This is a genomic window from Limosilactobacillus reuteri, from assembly GCF_013694365.1.
Lineage (GTDB): Bacteria > Bacillota > Bacilli > Lactobacillales > Lactobacillaceae > Limosilactobacillus > Limosilactobacillus reuteri_E.
Window position 1 is genome coordinate 996,927 of the sequence record NZ_CP059275.1, and the last position, 19,995, is coordinate 1,016,921.

Here is a 19,995-nt window from a genome sequence, read left to right on the forward strand (position 1 = left end):
CCCACGCCAGCTCTGGTTTTGTTGGCCTTAAATTAGTTTTAGACAGCCACTCTAAGTACCCTTTGGATGTTTTGCGGTAAGTAGCCGATGAATTGGCAAAAGCGGAGACCATTGGTCTCACAGAAATGTTCAATTACTCGCGAATAAATTCCAGTCGCTTCAAAGTAGATAATTGGCTTCTGAGCTTTCTTAATCATATCTCGTAGAGCATTAAACCCCGCTTTCGTGTGTACTAAAGAAAACTCCTTTAAACAGTGTTTCCCTCGATACCAGACACAGTAGCTTTTCCCCATTGAAACATCCAAGGCAAATATATCAGACATAAAAAGACTTCCTCTCTATAAATAGAGCTAGATATAACCGCTATCCTAGATTTATACTTCATTTCCTAAATACTCGAACTCGTAGTTCCACAACCTAAAAGCAAAATATCAAATCAAAGATAGTGGAGATCATTTTATAATACGGACTCGAAGTCCCTGGGAGCATGATCGATCTTAGCTCTATCTTCAGAATAACAAAAAAGTCCAGGACAATAATTATTTTTGTCCTGAACTAATCTTAGGTTGTTTATGTCTGATATATTTGCCTTGGATGTTTCAATGGGGAAAAGCTACTGTGTCTGGTATCGAGGGAAACACTGTTTAAAGGAGTTTTCTTTAGTACACACGAAAGCGGGGTTTAATGCTCTACGAGATATGATTAAGAAAGCTCAGAAGCCAATTATCTACTTTGAAGCGACTGGAATTTATTCGCGAGTAATTGAACATTTCTGTGAGACCAATGGTCTCCGCTTTTGCATGGTTGAAGAATTTGGCTCACCATCGTCTTACATCCAAGGCAAAGGTGTCCTTTTTGAAAGTGATAAGTATCTTAAAAACTTTGGCACAAAACCGTTATTACTGGCTGGCGAAACCGTCTATAAAATTGTAGGTAAGCGTTTTGAACAATATCTTCAAGAAAGTGGTTATGATGTTACCCGTGTTCAATTTAATGGGGAATCATCCACTAACGAAGTAAACCGGGTCACAGAAATTGGTAAAGAAAATAATGTAACCGTCGTTTATGGTCTTGGTGGGGGTAAAACAGTTGATACCGCCAAAGCAATTGCCGACAATCTCCATCTACCCGTTGTAATTATGCCAACGTTGGCTTCAAATGATGCACCTTGTTCACGTCTCTCAGTAATTTATACTGATGACGGTGGATTTGACCATTATCGTTTCTACAACCAAAATCCTGACTTGGTCTTAGTTGATACACAAGTTATCGCCAATGGTCCTGTTCGGATGTTAATTTCTGGAATTGCTGATGCTTTAGCTACTAATGTTGAAGCACAAGCAGTTGCCAAAGCTAATAGCGATACAATGCTTGGTGAAAAACAAACCCTTGTTGGAAATGCAATCGCTCAGAAGTGTGAAGAAACATTATTTAATTACTCACACCTAGCTGTAGCTGATGCAGAAGTGCATGTCGTTACACCAGCATTTTCTAATATCGTTGAAGCAAATACACTAATGAGCGGTCTCGGTTTTGAAAGTGGTGGTCTATCTGGTGCCCACGCTATTCATGATGGCTTAACAATTTTAGAAGAGACTCATGATTTAACACACGGTGAAAAGGTCGCATACGGTACCTTAACACAATTAATGTTGGAAGGCGCTGACCAGGAACGTTATAACAAGTACTTCCAATTTATTCTTTCTTTAGGTCTACCAACTACTCTTGCTGATCTACATTTAGAAAATGTCACTGATGAAGAATTACTCAATGCTGGAAAAGCCGCCTGTTCAGAACAAGATACCTTAGATCGTTTACCATTTAAGGTAACACCAGATGACGTGGCTCAAGCATTACGAGCAGTTGATGCATATACTAAGCAATATTTAAATAGTCACCATTGTCATCATAGCCAGATGTAAATGAAAAAATTAAGCAAATTTGTGGATACTAGGATTGGTTTTTTCACCCTCCTAGTTATCCTTTTTTGGTTAAAGACCCTGTTTGCTTACTTTACTGACTTTAAGCTTGGCGTTACGGGAATTTTTCAATACCTTATTTTAATTTTTAACCCATTAGCGACCACCTTTTTTATTTACAGTTTAGCATTCTACTTTAAGCGTTCGCGGTTCTTCTACCCAGTTATTATGGGTCTAGATATCGCAAACACCCTATTACTCTATTTAAACGTCATCTATTATCGTGAATTTACCGATTTTATGACAATTGCTACGATGACCGGTTATTCAAAAGTTAATCAAGGTTTAAGTGGTAGTTCACTTGCCCTCACTAACTTTCATGATGTCTTTTACTGGTTAGATATCGTCGTAATTCTTATTTTAATGCTCTGTAAAGTTATCAAATTTGATCCACGAGCAATTGGAACGCGGTTAGCATTTGCTTTTAGCTCCGTTGGCCTTGTCTTATTTGGGATTAATTTATCTTTTGCAGAAATGAGTCGCCCACAATTACTCTGCCGGACATTTGATCGTTCCTACATTGTGAAATATCTTGGGATTGATACTTTTACTGGTTATGATTTAGTGAAGTCGCAACATATCAATAATATGCGACAAAGTGCTACTAAACCTGAGCTCCTAAAAGTTAAGAAGTTCACTGATAAGCACTACGCTCCGGCCAATCCACAAATGTATGGAATTGCAAAGGGTCGTAACGTGATTATTATTCACCTTGAAAGTTTCCAACAATTTTTAATTAACAAGAAGATCAATGGGCAAGAAGTTACCCCATTCCTTAACTCGCTTTATAACGGTAAGGATGCCTACTCGTTTGATAATTTCTTCCATCAAGTCGGTCAAGGTAAGACCAGTGACGCGGAAAACCTTTTAGAGACTAGTACATTTGGATTGCCACAAGGATCTTTATTTGCCACACTAGGGAGTGACAATACTTTCCAAGGTGCTCCTGCGATTCTTAATCAACGCGCCGGTTACACGAGCGCAGTCTTCCACGGAAACGTTGCTAGTTTCTGGAACCGCAATAATGTATACAAGAATTTAGGCTATCAGTACTTCTTTGATGCTAGTTATTACGATACTTCTGGAGACAAGGCTACCGGATATGGACTTAAAGATAAGTTATTATTCAAAAACTCGATCAAGTATCTTCAAAGTTTACAGCAACCATTCTACGCTAAATATATTACTGTTACTAACCACTTCCCTTACACGCTTGATGATGAGGATAAAGATCCAAACTTCCAAACAACTAATACCGGGGACAGTAACGTCGATAATTACTTCGTAACAGCTCATTATCTTGATCAATCAATCCAAGAATTCTTTAACTATCTCCAAAAGACTGGGCTTGATAAGAAATCAATCATTATGATTTATGGTGATCATTATGGGATTTCAAACAGTGAAAATACTTCCTTAGCAAGTGTTCTTGGGAAGAGTGCAGATGATTGGACTGACTTTGATAATGCTCAGCTGCAACGTGTACCACTAATGTTTGTCATTCCTGGTACGGGTCACGGAAAAGTTTATCATACCTATGGTGGAGAAGTTGATGTTCTTCCAACCCTCCTTCACTTATTAGGAATTAGCAGTAAACGCTATATTCAATTTGGAACCGATCTCTTCTCCAGCAAGCATAATCAAGTGGTTGCCTTCCGTAATCGGGATTTTGTTACGCCAACTTATACGAGTGTGGGCGGAACAATTTACAATAATAAGACTGGGAAAGAAGCTAAACTTACCAAGAAGCAGCAAGAGAAATTAAAGAAGGATCAAGATTTTGTAAATAAGGAATTAACTCTTTCTGATTCATTAAATGAAAAGAATCTCTTGCGGTTCTACCATCCAAAAGGGTTTAAAAACGTTAACCCAGCTGATTATAATTATTCAAATGGTCTAAAACGAGCGCAGCGAATCGAGAAGAAGAAAGGAATTAAATCAACAAGTATTTACTCAGAAAACGGTGACCGTTCAACTGTAGATGACTACAGCACTGACGCCCCTGAGCAAAGCCACTCTTCCACTGATTCCAACCGTATTAAGATCACTAACCCAGATGCTAATAATAAGTAGATGAAACTTAGAGACACTAGTCAACCAAATATTGTTGCCGCTAAGATTATTAAAGTTACTCCGAAAAATGTTACCGTAATTACTGAAGAAGGCCACTTACTCAAGATTCCATTAACTAAACAATATCGGGAAGATAAAACTTTACGGGCATCATTGGTTGATATCTTGAAAGCAGGAATATGGATTCCAGTAAATAAAAAGCTAAAAAAATTATTTAGTTATGACTGGCTTTTTGTTCCTGCCTTGGTCCCAGCAAAGAATTAAATGACTAAATTGAATATTTATCTTGTTCGTCATGGACAGACTTTCTTCAACATTTACAACAAATTACAGGGTTGGAGTAATTCGCCATTAACTATGAAGGGCAAAGAAGATGCAAAGGTAACTGGGGAGAAGTTACAAAACATTCACTTCGATGGTGCGTTTTGTAGTGACCTTTCCCGAGCAATGGAAACAGCACAAGTAATCTTAAATCTTAATAATGCTAATTCTGTAGCTCATCCAGTCACTGCTCCTTATTTTCGGGAAGAGTTTTATGGATCATATGAAGGAACAAATATGGATCTTGCTTGGTACAATGCGGGTGCCCCTCATGGCTTTAAGAACTTCCGTGAAATTGTAACCGCATATTCCATTGGTCAAGCCAAAGACTGGTTAAAGGATGCTGATCCATTTCATGATGCCGAAAATAATGAAGAGTACTGGCAACGAATGAACAAAGGGATTGAATTAATTCGGAATGCTGATTTACCTGATAATGCAAATGTTTTATGGGTAAGTCATGGAAATACCGTTTTAAGTTTAGTAGAACGGTTTGGTCATGGAAAGTATGATGTGACAGAGCGCCCAGCAAATGGAAGCCTGACGCGCGCAACGTTGACTGATAATGATATGGAAATTGTTGAATATAATAAGTAAATGAATGATAATTTTTCAACCACTTTGGTTAAAGCACAACAAATAAAAGATTATATCAAGAAACAAGAAAATGGTTGCACATTAACCGAAATCGCTAAAAATGTTAAATTAAATAAAACTACTACCTATCGTTTATTACAAACTTTAGTTACATTAAAAGACTTAATCAAGGTCAATCGTCGTTACTATCTTAATCAGTATTTTAATGCTAATTATTTACCAGTTGGATGGCTTGCAAGCCGGATAGTTCAACCATTGGTAAATAAATATGAGCTGAGTGCTTTTTTAGGGATGCCGTTTAACCAACAATTAGTAATTACCCAAGTCATTGCCTTCGAAAAACGACTGAATGATTTCCATCAGTTAGGAAAAGCCCAGGCGTTTAATACTAGTGCGATGGGAAAATGTGCACTAGCCTTTATGAATCAGACGGTTCAAACTGATGTACTAACGAGAACTAAACTACAAACGCAAACCAAAAACTCGTTAACGGATCAAAATAGTTTAGCTTATAGTTTACAAATTATTAAAGACCAAGGCTATGCATTAGATGATGAAGAAGTGGAATTAGAGAATCGTTATTTAGCGGTACCAGTATTTGATAAAAATGAGCAACTAGTTGGAACGTTGGGAGTATTAGGAACAAAGACAACATTACAGCGTCGAAAAATCAATAAATTAGTTCATGATCTGCAAATAGCTAGTAGCCAATTAACTGGCCAAATCTTTAATAACTAGATGAAAAATATTATTATTACTGGTGCAGGGACTGGTATGGGCCTAAGCATGACAAAAAAGTTTTTAGAGAATGACTGGCATGTGATTATAGGAGTTCATAATCTCAATAAAGCTAAAAATGTGTATCAGGAGCTTGTTCAAAAATATTCACTTGAAAAAGTTACACTAAAACAAGTAAATGTAGGGGATTCTGAATCAGTTGAGAAATTTAGTAACGAAGCAAATGCGGAAAATGATCATATTGATGCAATTATCAATAATGCAGGAATTTTTATTGGCGGTCAGCTTCAAGATTTAACTGAAGAAGAATGGGATAAGACGATGGCAGTGGATGTAAAGTCAATTTATCTAATGACAAAGGCATTTATCCTTGGAATGATTCAGCGTCGGGCTGGCAGCATAATTAATATTGCTTCAGTTGCAGGGTTACTTGGGGATTATAGTATGCCAGCGTATAATGCCGCAAAAGGAGCAGTAGTAAATTTAGTTCGATCGATGGCGCTTGATTATGGTCCTTATGGAATTCGTGTGAATAATATTAATCCAGGTGCAACCAATACCCCAATGTTTAAAGGAAATCCAGAAACAGTAAAGCAGAGTTATCGAGATGCAAGCCCGCTAAAGAGAATTGCAGAACCAGAAGAAATTGCCAATGTTGCTTACTTTTTAGTTTCTGAAGAGGCAAGTGCAATTACTGGACAAAATATCGGCGCATCAATGGGATATGGAATTTGGAGCGGACAGCCTAAACAATAAATGCCAGGCGCGTTTACAGTTTTATTCTTTCTGACAGTGATCGCAGTAATGCTTGCTTGGATTGTTCCAGCGGGAAGTTATTCTAAGTTAGCATATGTCAATGATCATCTCCAAGTAACACAATCAACTGGAGAAAAAATTAGTTATCCGGCAACACAGGCAACATTAGATAAATTGCACATTCAGATTGATGTCGACCAGTTTAAATCTGGTGCAATCAATAAGCCAATTTCAGTACCGGGAACTTATAAGCGGCTTGAACAGCATCCTGCTTCGGTCAGCGATATTTTCTTTAGTATGGTCGATGATACGATAGAATCAGTTGATATTATGATTTTTATCTTAGTCTTAGGTGGTTTGATTGGTGTTGTTAAAGCAAGTGGAGCCTTTGAATCTAGGCTAGCCGCGCTATCTACCAAAATTAAGGGGAAAAATTTATTTTAGGTGTTCCTCGTGACAGTTTTACTAGCACTTGGCGGAACCCTATGTGGGATTGAAGAAGAAGCGGGTACCTTTTATCCAATCTTAGCCCCAGTTTTTATTGCGATGGGTTATGATTCAATTGTTTGTGTTGGGGCTATTTTCTTAGCAAGTTCGCTTGGAACAACATTTTCAGTAATCAATCCGTTTTCAGTTGTAATTGCGTCAAATGCTGCTGGGACAACTTTTACGCAAGGAATGGCAGGACGAATTTTTGGCTTGGTTATTGCAGTTACTTGTTTATTATTTTACTTGCATTGGTATGCACGTAAAGTACAACAGAACCCCCAGTTTTCCTATTCTTATGATGACCGGGATAAATTTGATCAAATGTGGGGAATGACTACTAGCGAAGAAAAAGATCAGCGGTTTACTTTAAAAAAGAAAATTATTTTAATTTTATTTGCTTGTGCTTTCCCAATTATGATTTGGGGAGTAATGGCCCAAGGATGGGCCTTTCCTAACATGGCATCAGCTTTCTTAACAATTGCTATTATTATGTTTTTAACATGTTTCGAGCACCAAGAAGGTTTAGGCGAATATAAGACCACAACAGCTTTTTCTAATGGAGCAGCTAGCTTAGTCGGTGTGTCATTAATTATTGGTTTGGCACGGGGAATTAATAAAGTGCTTAATGATGGCTATATTTCTGATACAATTCTCTATGCTTCTTCAAAAATGGTTGCGCATATGAACGGATCATTTTTCATTATTGTGATGATGTTGGTATTCTTTGTCTTAGGCTTTATCGTTCCATCATCATCTGGTTTAGCAGTGCTAGCAATGCCAATTTTAGCGCCACTAGCTGATACGGTTCATATTCCACGATATGCGGTTGTTACTGCATATCAATTTGGGCAATATGCAATGTTATTCTTAGCACCGACTGGATTAGTAATGGCAACTTTGCAAATGCTTGATATGCGATATTCTCATTGGCTGCGGTTCGTGTGGCCGGTAGTTGTCTTTGTTTTAATCTTTGGTGGTGGATTGTTGGTAACAGAAGTATTAATTGCAGGATAAATGAAGAGTATTCGTTTCAAAGAGGCAGTAACTCTTTTACTTATCATGTTAATAATTTTAGGAACTGCCGTGATTAAGTTTGGTTTATCACCACAGATTCCCGTCCTATTTGCCATTGCTTTGCTTATTTTTTGGGTTAAATTTCGTGGTGCTAGTTGGGATGAGATCCATAAAGGCATTCAAGAAGGAATCGGTACCGCAATCATCCCCATTTTTATCTTCATCCTTATCGGGGCATTAATTGCCGTTTGGATTCAAACTGGAGTTATTCCTACAATTATGATTGTGGGATTTAAATTAATTAGCAGTCAATTTTTTGTCCCATCAACATTTATTGTCTGTTCTTTAGTTGGTTTATCCATTGGTAGTGGTTTCACAACTATTTCGACAATCGGGATTGCTTTATTCGGAATGGGAGTTGCACTCAATGCTAATCCTGCTTTAGTAGCGGGTGCAATCATCTCGGGAGCGGTTTTTGGTGATAAAATGTCGCCACTCTCTGATTCAACTAATCTTGCCTCGGCAATCGCTGGTAGTGATCTTTTCGCCCATATCAAGAATATGATGTGGTCAACGATTCCTTCTTTTCTTGTTTCGCTAATTCTATTCTGGTTCTTTGGTAATTCCAGTTCCCATATGAGTGCCGGTAAGATTGCCCACACGATGGCTATCCTTAATCAACAATTTACGATTTCATGGTGGGCCTTATTGCCAATTGCCTTAATGTTTATCTGTGCATGGCGTCATATTCCAGCTATTCCAACCTTATTTATTAACATCCTCGTTACAGTAATCATGATCTTCTTCCAAAAGCCAGGAACTTCTCTTCAATCTCTCGCCAAATTAATTAGTGATGGTTTTGTTGCTCATACCAGCGATGCAACTGTTAATACATTGCTTACTCGTGGTGGGATTAGCAACATGATGGGAACAGTTTCCTTGATCATTGTTACTCTTTCACTGGGAGGAATTTTGATGAAGTTTAACATTGTTCAGTCGGCAATGAAGCCACTCGTTGATCATCTTCATAAGCCTGGCAGTCTTATTACTGTTACCATTCTCTCAGGTATTGGCATTAATCTTTTTGTTGGGGAGCAATACCTTTCCGTTATTCTTCCAGGTAAGGCATTTAAGGGTGCATTTGATAAAATGGGTCTTTCACCTTTAGCTCTTAGTCGTGTCCTTGAAGATGGCGGAAGTGTTATTAACTACTTAATCCCATGGGGAGTTGCCGGCTCATTCGCCGCCTCAACCCTTGGTGTACCAGTCCTTCACTTCCTACCATTCGCTTTCTTTAGTCTGCTTTCACCAGTCTTCTCAATTTTAAGTGGAGTTACGGGGATTGGTTTGAAGTGGCAAAAAGGAAAGCAACGCAATACTACAAATGAAAATCAAATAAAGGAAGCTTAATTGAAAGAACCTGTTTCATCTATTCAAGCACCTAGTCGTCACACTAAAATCGATTTCACTCGTCAATGGCAAAATTTTGTCCTTGGTTTCCAGCACTTACTTGCAATGTATTCTGGGGACGTTCTTGTTCCGCTATTAATTGGACATTACTTACATTTCTCCACGCTTCAAATGACTTACCTAGTCTCAATCGATATTTTCATGTGTGGTGTCGCAACCCTCTTACAATTAAAACGAACACCATTAACTGGAATCGGCTTGCCTGTTGTCCTCGGTTGTGCAGTTCAAGCTGTTACTCCCCTCGAAACAATTGGTGGAAAGCTAGGAATTACTTATATGTATGGGGCCATTATTGCAGCTGGGATCTTTGTTTTCCTAATTGCTGGCTTTTTTGCCCGCTTAAAGAAGTTTTTTCCGCCGATCGTTACCGGATCTTTAATAACTATTATTGGATTTACTCTTGTTCCAGTAGGTTTCCAAGACCTAGGAGGAGGTACGCCAACTGCTGCTTCATTTGGTGATCCCGCTAACCTCCTTATCGGCTTTCTAACAATTGCCATCATTCTGTTATTCAATGCTTTTGCTCGCGGCTTTATGAAGTCAATCGCCATTTTATTAGGAATTTTAATTTCTTCTTTCATTGCAAGCGCATTAGGCTTTGTCTCTCTTAAACCGGTTAGTGAAGCTGCTTGGTTCCACACTCCACAATTATTCTTCTTTGGCGTTCCACGTTTTGATATGAGTGCCATGATCACAATGATTCTTGTTTCGCTCACGACAATGATTGAGTCAACCGGTGTTTTCTTTGCCCTCAGCGATATTACTGGCCGGCAATTAACAACCAACGACTTAGAACGTGGATACCGCGCTGAAGGAATTGCTGCAATTTTAGGCGGACTTTTTAATACCTTCCCTTATTCTACTTTTTCTGAAAATGTGGGTGTTCTTAAAATGTCTGGAGTGAAAAGCCGCCAACCCGTTTACTATGCCGCCTTTTTACTCTTATTGCTTGGTCTTTTACCTAAAGTCGGCGCTCTCGCAACGGTTATTCCAGAACCGGTCCTTGGTGGCGCAATGATTGTGATGTTTGGGATGGTCGGTGTTCAGGGAGTTCAAATTCTCCATAAAGTTGATTTTTCTAACAATGCCAACCTTCTTACTGCATCTGTTTCAATTGGACTAGGATTAGGGATTACCATGTATCCGCAACTGTTCCAGCATATGCCAACTGAATTTCAAATCATCCTGGGTAACGGGATTGTCGTCACCAGTCTTTCGGCCGTTCTTCTTAATCTGTTATTTAATCACCGGTGGGCTAATCATGATTAAATGCAAAAGCTAATGAGTAGTTGTACGGCAATGCTTGTTGGAAAGAATGCGACGATTGATGGTTCAACAATTATTGCACGTGATGAGGATGCAGAAGATGGAGTCAATCCTAAGACATTCAAAGTATTTCCAGCCCAAGATTATACTGGTGAACATTATGTTTCAAAATATAATGGGTTAACTGTTGAGATGAAGGGACAGGGATGCCGTTATACGGCAACTCCCAATGGCGTGCCTGATGAAGGACGCTGGGATGAGCAAGGCATTAATGAATATAATGTTGCAATGAGTGCGACAGAAACCGAAATGACAAATGCCAGAGTGCTTGGTCATGATCCGTTAGTAGAAAACGGAATTAATGAAGACTCAATGGTTTATCTCGTCCTACCATTTATTAAGTCCGCCCGCGAAGGAGTTCAACGTCTTGGTTCCCTAATTGAAAAATACGGTACTGGTGAAAGTAACGGAATTGCTTTTAGCGATAAGGATGAAGTCTGGTATTTTGAGACCGGTGGAGGTCATCAATGGGTTGCCCAGCGGATTCCTGATGATGCTTATGCAATTGCACCGAACATTATGTGTATCGAAGAGGTCGACTTTAACGATCACGATAGCTTCATGTATGCGCCGCAAATTAAAGATTTTGTTGAAAAATATCATTTAAATCCTAATCCACAAACGTTTAATTTCCGGAATATTTTTGGCACACAAGATGAGGCAGATGCCTACTACAACACCCCTCGTTCTTGGTATGGTCAAAAGCTCTTTACTCCATCCTTAAAACAGGAGCCTACCAGCCAAAAAATTCCATTTGTTCAACATGCAGAAAAGAAAATTGCCGTTGAGGATGTAGAGTACTTCCTCTCATCGCATTATAACGGTACTCCTTATGATCCAATGGGAACTTATGCTTCTGGAACACCGGAGGAACAGAGAAAATTCCGTTCAATTGCACTTGATCGTAATCAAAGTTCATGTATTTTGCAAATTCGGAATGACGTACCGGCACAATATGCTGCTATTCAATGGATTAATTTTGGCTTTTATTGCTATAGCCCTTATGTTCCGTTCTTTACAAATATTAGTGATACTCCGGCAAAATATAAGTATGCGACAGATGATGCGCAGCCGGATAAGAGTGCTTATTGGTTAAATAAATTGTTAGAAGTGATTGTAGAACCACACTATCATGAATTTATCAATGAGGTAAATGATTTCCGTGATCGGTGTCAAAGCTATGGCGTAGGACGAGTAGACACAATTACAAAAACAGCCCAGATTCAAAATTCAGCTAATTTAATTAACTGCCTAACTGAACAAAATATGAAAACCGCTAATCATGTTCTGAATGAAACGCATAAATTGATTAACCAGCTTTTACATGAAGCGTTGTTGAATTCTAAATTTCAATTTGAACGTGGCGATAACTTATAAATGTTAACAACAGAACAAATTAATGATCATAGTAAATGGATAAGTATATTCGAACCTCTCCCCCATGAGCGATTAGATTTAATTGAAAAATATGAGGTTACTCAAGAATTACTTGATTATGCAATTGACCCTTACGAAAAAGCCCGGGTTGAAATTGATCCAGATGCAGGAGTTACATTATTAATTTTCGATGTCTATGTACCAACTCATGCTGTGACTGCTCCACAGACTGCACCAATTGGCATCATGCTCACCGCTAATAATATCATTACTTTTACAAATGCAAAAACTAACTTTGTAAATGGAATCATCGCTAATCAGCTACAATTATTAAAGAAACACGGGGAAAATGACGACAAATTAAACTTAGTGTTCCCAGTTCTTTATCGCCTTTCGACTGATTATTTTGGTCCCCTTCGTCGTGCAGATCAACAGCGACAAGAAATTCAACGAAATCTTCAACGACGAACGGGCCGCCAAGCCATTACTCAATTTATGGAAATCGAAACTGGCCTAGTTTATATTCTTACCTCGCTCAAAGGGAATGTTTCCCTACTCGAAGAATTTAAACGCCGCTTTGGTAACCACATTACTACTAAGCAATATAATGATCTTGACGATGTAATTGTCGAAGCACAGCAAGGGCTAGAAATGGCACAGATGACTTCAGATGTTTCTGCCCGTGTCTCTAATGCTTATAGCAAGGTTCTTGATAGTGATCTAAACCAAACGATGAAATACCTAACCATTTATTCAATTGTTCTCTCAATCCCAACAATTGTATCTGGCTTTTACGGTGAAAACGTCAAACTACCCCTTGCGAACGGGACCTATTCATGGGTTTTTACAATTTTCATTACTATTGTCTTAATGTTGGCATGTGTCATCTTTCTTATTAATCGTCATTGGTGGAAATAAATGAAATATCGGTGGCAAATTAGTGAAAAGTTAGCTGATGACCAGGTGACAAAACCATTACGCAAATTACTGCATGATCAATGGCTGCTTCCTAATCGTCTAATCCACTATTTACGAATTAGGCGGACAGTGCTTGTTAATGGTGAATATCGGTCAATGAATGAACTGGTGGGAAGAAATGATAATATTCAGTTGCTATTTTGTGGTGATGAAATTCGGACCCCTGCCGCAAATGATTATATTCCGTCTTCACAATCACACTTAGAGGTCCTCTATGAGAATCGCGATTTGTTAGTAGTAAATAAACCGCGAGGACAAAAAACTCACCCTAATTACCATGGTGAAACAGGAACATTAATGAACGATGTTGCAGGCTATTTAGCGCATAGTCAAAATAATGCTTATATGGTTCATCGGATAGATTTACAAACGAGTGGAGCAGTAATTGTTGCTAAGAATCCAATTGTTGTCCCAATCCTTAACCGATTAATTAGTGATGGACAAATTCACCGACAATATTTGGCGTTAGTGGAGGGTAAGATGGCTCAGAGTGGAAAGTTCGATTGGGCAATTGGGCGTAATCCAGTGAATCCCCATCTTCATCAAGTAAACGGACAAAACGCGCAGCCGGCCTTGACCTATTATAAAACACTAGCAAGTAATCACGAACGTTCCTTGGTGAGACTTCATTTAGTAACTGGCCGTACACACCAACTCAGGGTTCATTTGGCACATAGCGGTCATCCGATTGTTGGCGATCCGCTTTATAATCCTTTATCAACAGAGGGGATGCTGCTTCATGGTGTAGCGCAAAAACTCATATTACCCTTCGTAATGAAATCTTTAAATATTAGTGCGCCATTACCGTCGTATTTTGAAAATTATTTGGTAAAATATAACTTAGCTAAAAAGCAAATTTAATTGTCACTTTTAGAGAAGTTGTATGGACCATTTTTTGATCCACATAACTGGGCAACAGTCGTTACATCAGGGCAGGATTGGTTAATCATCTTTTCGTTGGTTATGATTGAATGTTTACTGTCAGTTGATAATGCTGTTGTGTTAGCGGCTCAGACACGTGTATTACCAACGTTAAAAGAACAAGAAGAATCACTTTTCTATGGTATTTGGGGTTCTTACATTTTCCGATTCTTAATTATTGGAATCGGAGTATATCTCATTAACTTTTGGGAAATCAAAGTTATTGGAGCTGCTTACTTAATTTACCTTGTCTATCGTTACTTTCATAATAAGTTCTTTGGTAAGCGAGCAATGCGAAAGACCCGTGAAGGTAAAACGCATTTAACTGGACGAAAGCTTTTTTGGACAGTTGTTTTACAGATCGAATTTATGGATATTATTTTCTCCATTGATTCTGTTTTGGCGTCATTAGCTGTCTCTAATAATCCGGTTATTGTTTTAATCGGTGGTCTGATTGGGATTGCATGTATGCGAGGAATTGCTGAAGTTATTATGAAACTGATGCGCAAAGTTCCTGAGTTAGAACCGATGGCATATATCTTAATCTTTGTGATTGCTATTAAACTTTTCTTAACGATTCCTGCAATTGACATCGAGATTCCATCAGGGATTTTCGGTAGTTTTATCTTGCTTGTTTTTGCGGTAACGATTATTATTCACTTTATACGTAGATCACAGAAAAAGAAGGTAGAATAAATGGCAATTGATGCAACAGCTGAGACCTTTGATAAGGATGTTCAAGGCTCAATGACGGTTGTTGATTTTTGGGCACCATGGTGTGGTCCATGTAAAATGATGGAACCAGCTATGCAAAATCTAGAAAAGCAATACGGTGATAAAATCAAGTTTGTGCGGATGAATGTTGATGGAAATCAAGAAATTGCACAACGGTATAAAGTAATGAGCGTCCCAAGTCTGGTCCTTTTTAAGGATGGACAGGCGAAAGAAAAGGTAACTGGATATTATCCAGAGGCTAAACTGGCTCATTACTTTGAACGAAAAATAACCGAATAAATGGACGAGCTATTTGAACATTCTTCAATCAAACGCGCATACTTTACACTTGCACTGCCGGTCGTATTGAGCATGGCAGTAACTTTGATTTATAACATGGTTGACACCTTTTTCGTCGCCAAAACTGGTAACCCTGATTTAGTTGCAGGAGTTTCTCAGGGAGCCCCAATTTTTACGTTAATGATTGCCCTAGGTGACATTTTTGGGCTTGGCGGAAGCTCAGTTATTTCCCGCTTATTCGGTGAACATCGTGATAAATTAGCACGTTTTGTCAGTGGCTATTGCTTCTATGCACCGATTATTTGTGGAATCATCGTAACTGCAATAATGATTATCTTTCAAACACCAATTTTACATTTATTAGGTGCCTCGCCAGCTACTTGGCAATATGCACGAGAATATTACTTAGTGATTGCTTGGGGCGCGGTTTTCATTATCTTTGGACTTTCACCAACTAATATTTTGCGAACAGAAGGGCTAGCCATTCAGTCGATGATCGCTAGTATGGTGGGGACCGGAATTAATATCGTTTTAAATCCAATTTTTATTTTTACATGTGGACTCGGCGCAGCTGGTTCAGCGTTGGCTACTGTAACAAGTACTGTTATTGGCGATATTTTAATGATTTATTATTTGCGAACAAAGAGTAAAAAGTTGACGACTTCAATTCATGAAACGAAAATCGGCTGGAAGCTTCAATTTGAAATCTACGCTATCGGAATCCCGGCCTCGGTCACTAACATCATGGCAACGTTTGCGGTTGCGTTAACTAATCGTTACTTGATTGTTTATGGTGCGGATAGTGTAGCTGCCATGGGAATTGCGATGAAAGCAAATATGATCATCAATATGGTAATAGTTGGTTTTGCATTTGGCGCGCAACCCTTGATCGGATACGTATACGGCGCTAAAGATGAGCAACGGTTTAATAAAGTTGTTAAATTTGATATTCAAGTTGTTGCTAGTCTTACCTTTATGCTCACTATTATTCTTTTCATTTTCGCTCCCCAGGTTATTCGCATTTTCATGAGTGATCCCCAAATAGTAAAAGAAGGTGCCTTGATGCTTCGCTGGCTGTCAGTTTCGACTACTCTTGCTGGTATCATTCTCGTTTTTACAACCATGTTCCAATCAACGGGAAAAGCAACGCCTGCATTTTGGCTCTCATTCTGTCGTCAGGGGTTGATTTTCGGGGTAGTGATTAGTATTTCCGCAAAATTATTTGGTTATACTGGAATCATTGCTGCTCAGGCTATTTCCGATTGTTTAACCTTTATCCTGGCACTTATTTTCTTTTATTGCTATCGTCCGCGTTTTAAATAATTGTCTTCAACCCAAGCCTTTATTGATGAAGCTGCTAAAATCTATAAAGTTTTAAGTAATAGTACGCGCTTAAATATCTTATATTATCTCCGGCACTATAACGGTGAAACGGATGTTAAAACAATCGTTAATGACCTTCACCTTGCGCAACCGATCGTCTCAAAGCAACTCGGTATTTTGTATCGCTATCAGTTAGTCAGTCGCCATAAAGAAGGGACCCGCGTTTACTATGCTTTAGATGATCCTCATGTCATTGAAATGATCGATGATATGTTAAAGCACGTTAAACATGAAATTAAGGGTGAACCTCATCCCCGTAATTTATATAAATAAATGAATTGGTGGATTATTTTTATCACATTTCTTGCCGTAAACCTCGATTTCTTTTTCATCTTAATCTTTTTACTCGAAAGGTATAACCTTCGTGATGTAATCATTGGCTATCTTGGTGCCCTTCTTGTTCTGGTTACCATCAGCTTTTTACTAGGAAAAACTCTCGCCATTTTCCTCCCTGAATGGATTTTAGGAATACTAGGGATCCTCCCTATTTACATGGCTCTGCATGACAACGATGAAGACCCAACTCATGCAGAAAAGCACGGCCCAATTATTACCACCTTAATAACCTATCTGGCAGTTTGCGCTGGTTGTAACCTCTCAATTTTCTTACCAATTTTAACGAATCTTACCTTCCAGCAATTTACTCAGGCACTTCTTTTTATCGCAGTCCTTTCAATTGCGATCGTGATTCTCATTAAGGGAATTGGTAATATTACACTAATTAAGCAAGCAATGCAACGTTATAGTGAAACCTTAATGAAAGTTATTTATATCGGTGTTGGTTGTTATGTTTTTTGGGATAGTGGATTAATTACCCACCTTATTCACCTTCTTTAGATGAATAAACCTATTTTGGAATTACAAGGTGTCAAAACCATTGTTAATAAGGGCACATCGAGTGAAACAACTATTCTTAAAGGCTTAAACCTTAAAATTAATGAGGGAGACTTCATTACGATCGTTGGAACGAATGGTGCTGGTAAATCGACCCTTTTTAATGTCATCGGCGGAAACCTGCACGCTGACGAAGGAAAAATTTTGCATAATGGACAAGATATTACCAATACAACAGAAGAACAGCGAACAGCTTTCTTATCCCGTGTTTTTCAGGATCCAAAACTGGGGACGGCTGCACGAATGACCGTTGCTGAAAACATGCTATTAGCAACTAAACGTGGTGAACGTCGCCATCTTATTCCCCGGAAGCTCAAAAGTAATATGGACCGTTTCACCAAGCTAGCTGCAACAATGAATAATGGTCTTGAGAATCGCATGAATACAGCTACTGGCGCCCTTTCGGGGGGACAACGGCAAGCATTAAGCTTTTTAATGGCAACAATCAAACGACCTGACATTATTTTGTTGGATGAACACACTGCTGCTCTTGATCCTCATACAAGCTTAAATCTATTACACGCTACTAATGAACGGATCACTAAAGATCATTTAACTGCCTTAATGATTACCCATAACCTTGAAGATGCCTTAGAGTATGGAAATCGTCTAATCGTGCTTAAAGATGGTGAAATCAAAGCAGATTTTAATGCAGAGCAACGAAAATCTCTTACCCCTGAGAAACTTTATACTTATTTTGAAGGATAGATGAATCTAATCGTATCATCAATCGGTCAAGGACTATTATGGGCTTTACTTGGTCTTGGTCTTTACCTGACTTTTAGAATTCTTGATTTTGCTGATATGACTGTTGAAGGAACTTTCCCTCTTGGGGCCGCCAGTGCTGTTGCTGCAATCACACATGGCATTAATCCCTTTCTGGCAACTTTAATTGCAATTGGTGCTGGAATGCTCGCCGGTTTGATCACTGGATTGCTCTACACTAAAGGAAAAATTCCCAGTTTATTAGCCGGAATTCTAACTATGACCGCCGCCTACTCCGTTAACCTCCGCATTATGGGTAAATCAAACGTTTCGTTGCTTGGTCAAAAGACTCTCTTTAGCGGTGAATTCATGCGAAGTCTGCCCCAATACTTTGATAGTGTCTTCTTGGGAATAGTTACGATTGCGATTATTACCGTAATCCTGGTCTTCTTCCTTTCAACTGACTATGGGCAAGCTTTTATCGCAACTGGTGATAATCCTGTGATGGCAAAATCATTCGGGATTCATACCGACACAATGGTCATCATCGGTCTAATGGTATCAAATGGGATCGTTGGACTTTGTGGTGCGTTGATTGCTCAAAATAATGGATACGCTGATATTAACATGGGGATTGGAACGATTGTTATCGCCCTTGCTTCAATCATTATTGGTGAAGTAGCCTTTGGTGAATTAACACTTAACCAGCGACTTGTCGCCGTTACTCTTGGTAGTATCATTTACCGAATCATCTTACTTGCTGTGCTACAACTTGGTTTCTCCGCCAACGACCTCAACCTTATCTCCTCAGTTGTCCTTGCAATCTGCATGATGTTGCCACAACTTGAAGAACGCATTCACCTTAAAAAGCCAATTTTGAAAGGAGTCCGGCCTCATGAATAAATGAAAAGAATGTACAGTTTAATTGCAATTATTATCGCTTTCCTTTGTTTCGCATTCTTTAGAGAAAACAATGGATTCGTAACTAAGCAACGAATTCCAAAAGTTGGTGTGTTAACCTTGATGCATCACCCAGCGTTAGATGAAATTTATAAAGGATATGTTGATGAATTAGCAAAGGAAGGTTACCACAACGGTAAGAATATCAAGATTGAGTATCAAAATGCGAACGGTGACCAAAGTAATCTTAAAACAATGGCTTCAAAACTCGTTGATGATAACTCAACTGTTCTTTTTGGAATTACGACCCCTGCTGCTCAAGCATTAGCTAATTCTACTACCAAAACACCAATTGTACTTGGTGCTGTTACCGATCCAAAAACAGCTGGACTAGTTAAAAATAATCAGCATCCGGGTGGCAATATTACTGGAGTATCTGACCAAGCACCAATTCGCGAGCAACTCAATTTGATCAAGCAATTCATGCCGCGAATGAAAATACTGGGGGTCATCTACACTTCAAGTGATGCTTCAGCAGTAGCCGGTTATCACCAAATCAAGCGTGAATGTCGTAAGATGAATATTAACTTGAAGGCCTATTCAATTGCCAACAGTAATGACTTAAACCAAGTTTCCGAACAAATGCTTAGCCAGGTTGATGCAGTAATTGTACCAACAGATAATACCATCGCTGGAGCAATGCAAACTTTAGTTAAGAATGCGGATGCCGCTAACAAACCAGTCTTCCCGGCAACTGACACAATGGTTAAGCAAGGTGGCGTTGCAACTTACAGTGTTAACCAACGTGCTTTAGGTGTCCAAGGTGCAAAGATGACGGTTGCAATCCTCAAAGGCAAGTCAAAACCAGCTGATACTCCGATTGAGTACATGAAGCATGGGACTCCTGTTCTCAACATTAAGCAGGCTCGAAAACTTAACTTACAAATTCCTGCTCAATTTGAAAAGGATGCAGAAACGAAAGGAGAGGTTTACAAATGAATGCAATCTGTTCTTCAGGTCGCATCCATGACGAAACAACCTGAATTACCGGCTTTGCCAA

20 protein-coding genes and 1 pseudogene are annotated in these 19,995 nt (G+C 38.9%); 20 read left to right on the forward strand and 1 reads right to left on the reverse strand.

Annotated features, from left to right (window positions below; all coding sequences use genetic code 11):
• Positions 1-38: 38 nt before the first annotated feature.
• Complete coding sequence (locus HHK02_RS05840; protein WP_231124912.1) at positions 39-323, reverse strand: hypothetical protein; 285 nt, start codon at positions 321-323, stop codon at positions 39-41.
• 477 nt (positions 324-800) lie between these two features.
• Between HHK02_RS05840 and HHK02_RS05845 the strand changes: the two genes are divergently transcribed.
• The 20 genes and pseudogenes from HHK02_RS05845 to trpX all read left to right on the forward strand — a co-directional run bounded on the left by HHK02_RS05845 (position 801) and on the right by trpX (position 19,934).
• Positions 801-1,922: a glycerol dehydrogenase gene (locus tag HHK02_RS05845; RefSeq protein ID WP_181462904.1), complete on the forward strand. Its 1,122-nt coding sequence runs from the start codon at positions 801-803 to the stop codon at positions 1,920-1,922.
• Positions 1,923-4,052: an LTA synthase family protein gene (locus HHK02_RS05850; RefSeq protein WP_099979727.1), complete on the forward strand. Its 2,130-nt coding sequence runs from the start codon at positions 1,923-1,925 to the stop codon at positions 4,050-4,052.
• Positions 4,053-4,316 (forward strand): hypothetical protein, encoded by a 264-nt coding sequence (locus HHK02_RS05855; protein ID WP_078009744.1) that lies wholly within the window; start codon positions 4,053-4,055, stop codon positions 4,314-4,316.
• The gene (locus HHK02_RS05860) at positions 4,317-4,970 is read left to right on the forward strand and encodes a histidine phosphatase family protein (RefSeq protein ID WP_099979726.1); all 654 of its coding nucleotides are present in this window, start codon (positions 4,317-4,319) and stop codon (positions 4,968-4,970) included.
• Complete coding sequence (locus HHK02_RS05865; RefSeq protein WP_098035598.1) at positions 4,971-5,708, forward strand: IclR family transcriptional regulator; 738 nt, start codon at positions 4,971-4,973, stop codon at positions 5,706-5,708.
• The gene (locus tag HHK02_RS05870) at positions 5,709-6,464 is read left to right on the forward strand and encodes an SDR family NAD(P)-dependent oxidoreductase (protein ID WP_181462884.1); all 756 of its coding nucleotides are present in this window, start codon (positions 5,709-5,711) and stop codon (positions 6,462-6,464) included. It begins immediately after the preceding gene.
• Positions 6,465-7,967, forward strand: a pseudogene (locus tag HHK02_RS05875) (YfcC family protein). It begins immediately after the preceding gene.
• Positions 7,968-9,377: a Na+/H+ antiporter NhaC gene (gene nhaC / locus HHK02_RS05880; protein ID WP_098035596.1), complete on the forward strand. Its 1,410-nt coding sequence runs from the start codon at positions 7,968-7,970 to the stop codon at positions 9,375-9,377. It abuts the pseudogene before it with no gap.
• Positions 9,378-10,706, forward strand: coding sequence for a nucleobase:cation symporter-2 family protein (locus HHK02_RS05885; protein ID WP_098035613.1), 1,329 nt, complete (start codon positions 9,378-9,380; stop codon positions 10,704-10,706).
• Positions 10,707-12,140: a C69 family dipeptidase gene (locus HHK02_RS05890; protein WP_099979725.1), complete on the forward strand. Its 1,434-nt coding sequence runs from the start codon at positions 10,707-10,709 to the stop codon at positions 12,138-12,140.
• Positions 12,141-13,058, forward strand: a complete 918-nt coding sequence (locus tag HHK02_RS05895) for a magnesium transporter CorA family protein (protein WP_003669776.1) — start codon at positions 12,141-12,143, stop codon at positions 13,056-13,058.
• On the forward strand, positions 13,059-13,979 hold the full coding sequence (locus tag HHK02_RS05900) for an RluA family pseudouridine synthase (protein ID WP_098035637.1): 921 nt from the start codon (positions 13,059-13,061) through the stop codon (positions 13,977-13,979).
• The gene (locus HHK02_RS05905) at positions 13,980-14,735 is read left to right on the forward strand and encodes a TerC family protein (protein WP_003669779.1); all 756 of its coding nucleotides are present in this window, start codon (positions 13,980-13,982) and stop codon (positions 14,733-14,735) included.
• Complete coding sequence (gene trxA, locus HHK02_RS05910; RefSeq protein WP_003669309.1) at positions 14,736-15,053, forward strand: thioredoxin; 318 nt, start codon at positions 14,736-14,738, stop codon at positions 15,051-15,053. It abuts the gene before it with no gap.
• Positions 15,054-16,376: an MATE family efflux transporter gene (locus tag HHK02_RS05915; protein ID WP_099979724.1), complete on the forward strand. Its 1,323-nt coding sequence runs from the start codon at positions 15,054-15,056 to the stop codon at positions 16,374-16,376.
• A complete protein-coding gene (locus HHK02_RS05920; RefSeq protein WP_078009752.1) occupies positions 16,377-16,709 on the forward strand; it encodes an ArsR/SmtB family transcription factor in 333 nt (110 codons plus the stop codon).
• Positions 16,710-17,273 (forward strand): cadmium resistance transporter, encoded by a 564-nt coding sequence (locus HHK02_RS05925; RefSeq protein ID WP_003669784.1) that lies wholly within the window; start codon positions 16,710-16,712, stop codon positions 17,271-17,273.
• The gene (locus HHK02_RS05930) at positions 17,274-18,038 is read left to right on the forward strand and encodes an ABC transporter ATP-binding protein (RefSeq protein WP_003669785.1); all 765 of its coding nucleotides are present in this window, start codon (positions 17,274-17,276) and stop codon (positions 18,036-18,038) included.
• Positions 18,039-18,938 carry an ABC transporter permease gene (locus HHK02_RS05935; protein WP_003665032.1) on the forward strand — a complete coding sequence of 300 codons (900 nt, stop codon included), beginning with the start codon at positions 18,039-18,041 and terminating at the stop codon, positions 18,936-18,938. It abuts the gene before it with no gap.
• Entirely contained in the window at positions 18,939-19,934 is a 996-nt protein-coding gene (gene trpX / locus HHK02_RS05940; RefSeq protein ID WP_003669786.1) for a tryptophan ABC transporter substrate-binding protein, read from the forward strand.
• Positions 19,935-19,995 lie beyond the last annotated feature (61 nt).

Bases quoted from the DNA above. Each gene is read 5' to 3' on its own strand.
- HHK02_RS05840 (WP_231124912.1), bottom strand. From the start codon at position 323: ATGTCTGATATATTTGCCTTGGATGTTTCAATGGGGAAAAGCTACTGT.
- HHK02_RS05845 (WP_181462904.1), top strand. From the start codon at position 801: ATGGTTGAAGAATTTGGCTCACCATCGTCTTACATCCAAGGCAAAGGT.
- HHK02_RS05850 (WP_099979727.1), top strand. From the start codon at position 1,923: ATGAAAAAATTAAGCAAATTTGTGGATACTAGGATTGGTTTTTTCACC.
- HHK02_RS05855 (WP_078009744.1), top strand. From the start codon at position 4,053: ATGAAACTTAGAGACACTAGTCAACCAAATATTGTTGCCGCTAAGATT.
- HHK02_RS05860 (WP_099979726.1), top strand. From the start codon at position 4,317: ATGACTAAATTGAATATTTATCTTGTTCGTCATGGACAGACTTTCTTC.
- HHK02_RS05865 (WP_098035598.1), top strand. From the start codon at position 4,971: ATGAATGATAATTTTTCAACCACTTTGGTTAAAGCACAACAAATAAAA.
- HHK02_RS05870 (WP_181462884.1), top strand. From the start codon at position 5,709: ATGAAAAATATTATTATTACTGGTGCAGGGACTGGTATGGGCCTAAGC.
- nhaC (WP_098035596.1), top strand. From the start codon at position 7,968: ATGAAGAGTATTCGTTTCAAAGAGGCAGTAACTCTTTTACTTATCATG.
- HHK02_RS05890 (WP_099979725.1), top strand. From the start codon at position 10,707: ATGCAAAAGCTAATGAGTAGTTGTACGGCAATGCTTGTTGGAAAGAAT.
- HHK02_RS05895 (WP_003669776.1), top strand. From the start codon at position 12,141: ATGTTAACAACAGAACAAATTAATGATCATAGTAAATGGATAAGTATA.
- HHK02_RS05900 (WP_098035637.1), top strand. From the start codon at position 13,059: ATGAAATATCGGTGGCAAATTAGTGAAAAGTTAGCTGATGACCAGGTG.
- trxA (WP_003669309.1), top strand. From the start codon at position 14,736: ATGGCAATTGATGCAACAGCTGAGACCTTTGATAAGGATGTTCAAGGC.
- HHK02_RS05915 (WP_099979724.1), top strand. From the start codon at position 15,054: ATGGACGAGCTATTTGAACATTCTTCAATCAAACGCGCATACTTTACA.
- HHK02_RS05925 (WP_003669784.1), top strand. From the start codon at position 16,710: ATGAATTGGTGGATTATTTTTATCACATTTCTTGCCGTAAACCTCGAT.
- HHK02_RS05930 (WP_003669785.1), top strand. From the start codon at position 17,274: ATGAATAAACCTATTTTGGAATTACAAGGTGTCAAAACCATTGTTAAT.
- HHK02_RS05935 (WP_003665032.1), top strand. From the start codon at position 18,039: ATGAATCTAATCGTATCATCAATCGGTCAAGGACTATTATGGGCTTTA.
- trpX (WP_003669786.1), top strand. From the start codon at position 18,939: ATGAAAAGAATGTACAGTTTAATTGCAATTATTATCGCTTTCCTTTGT.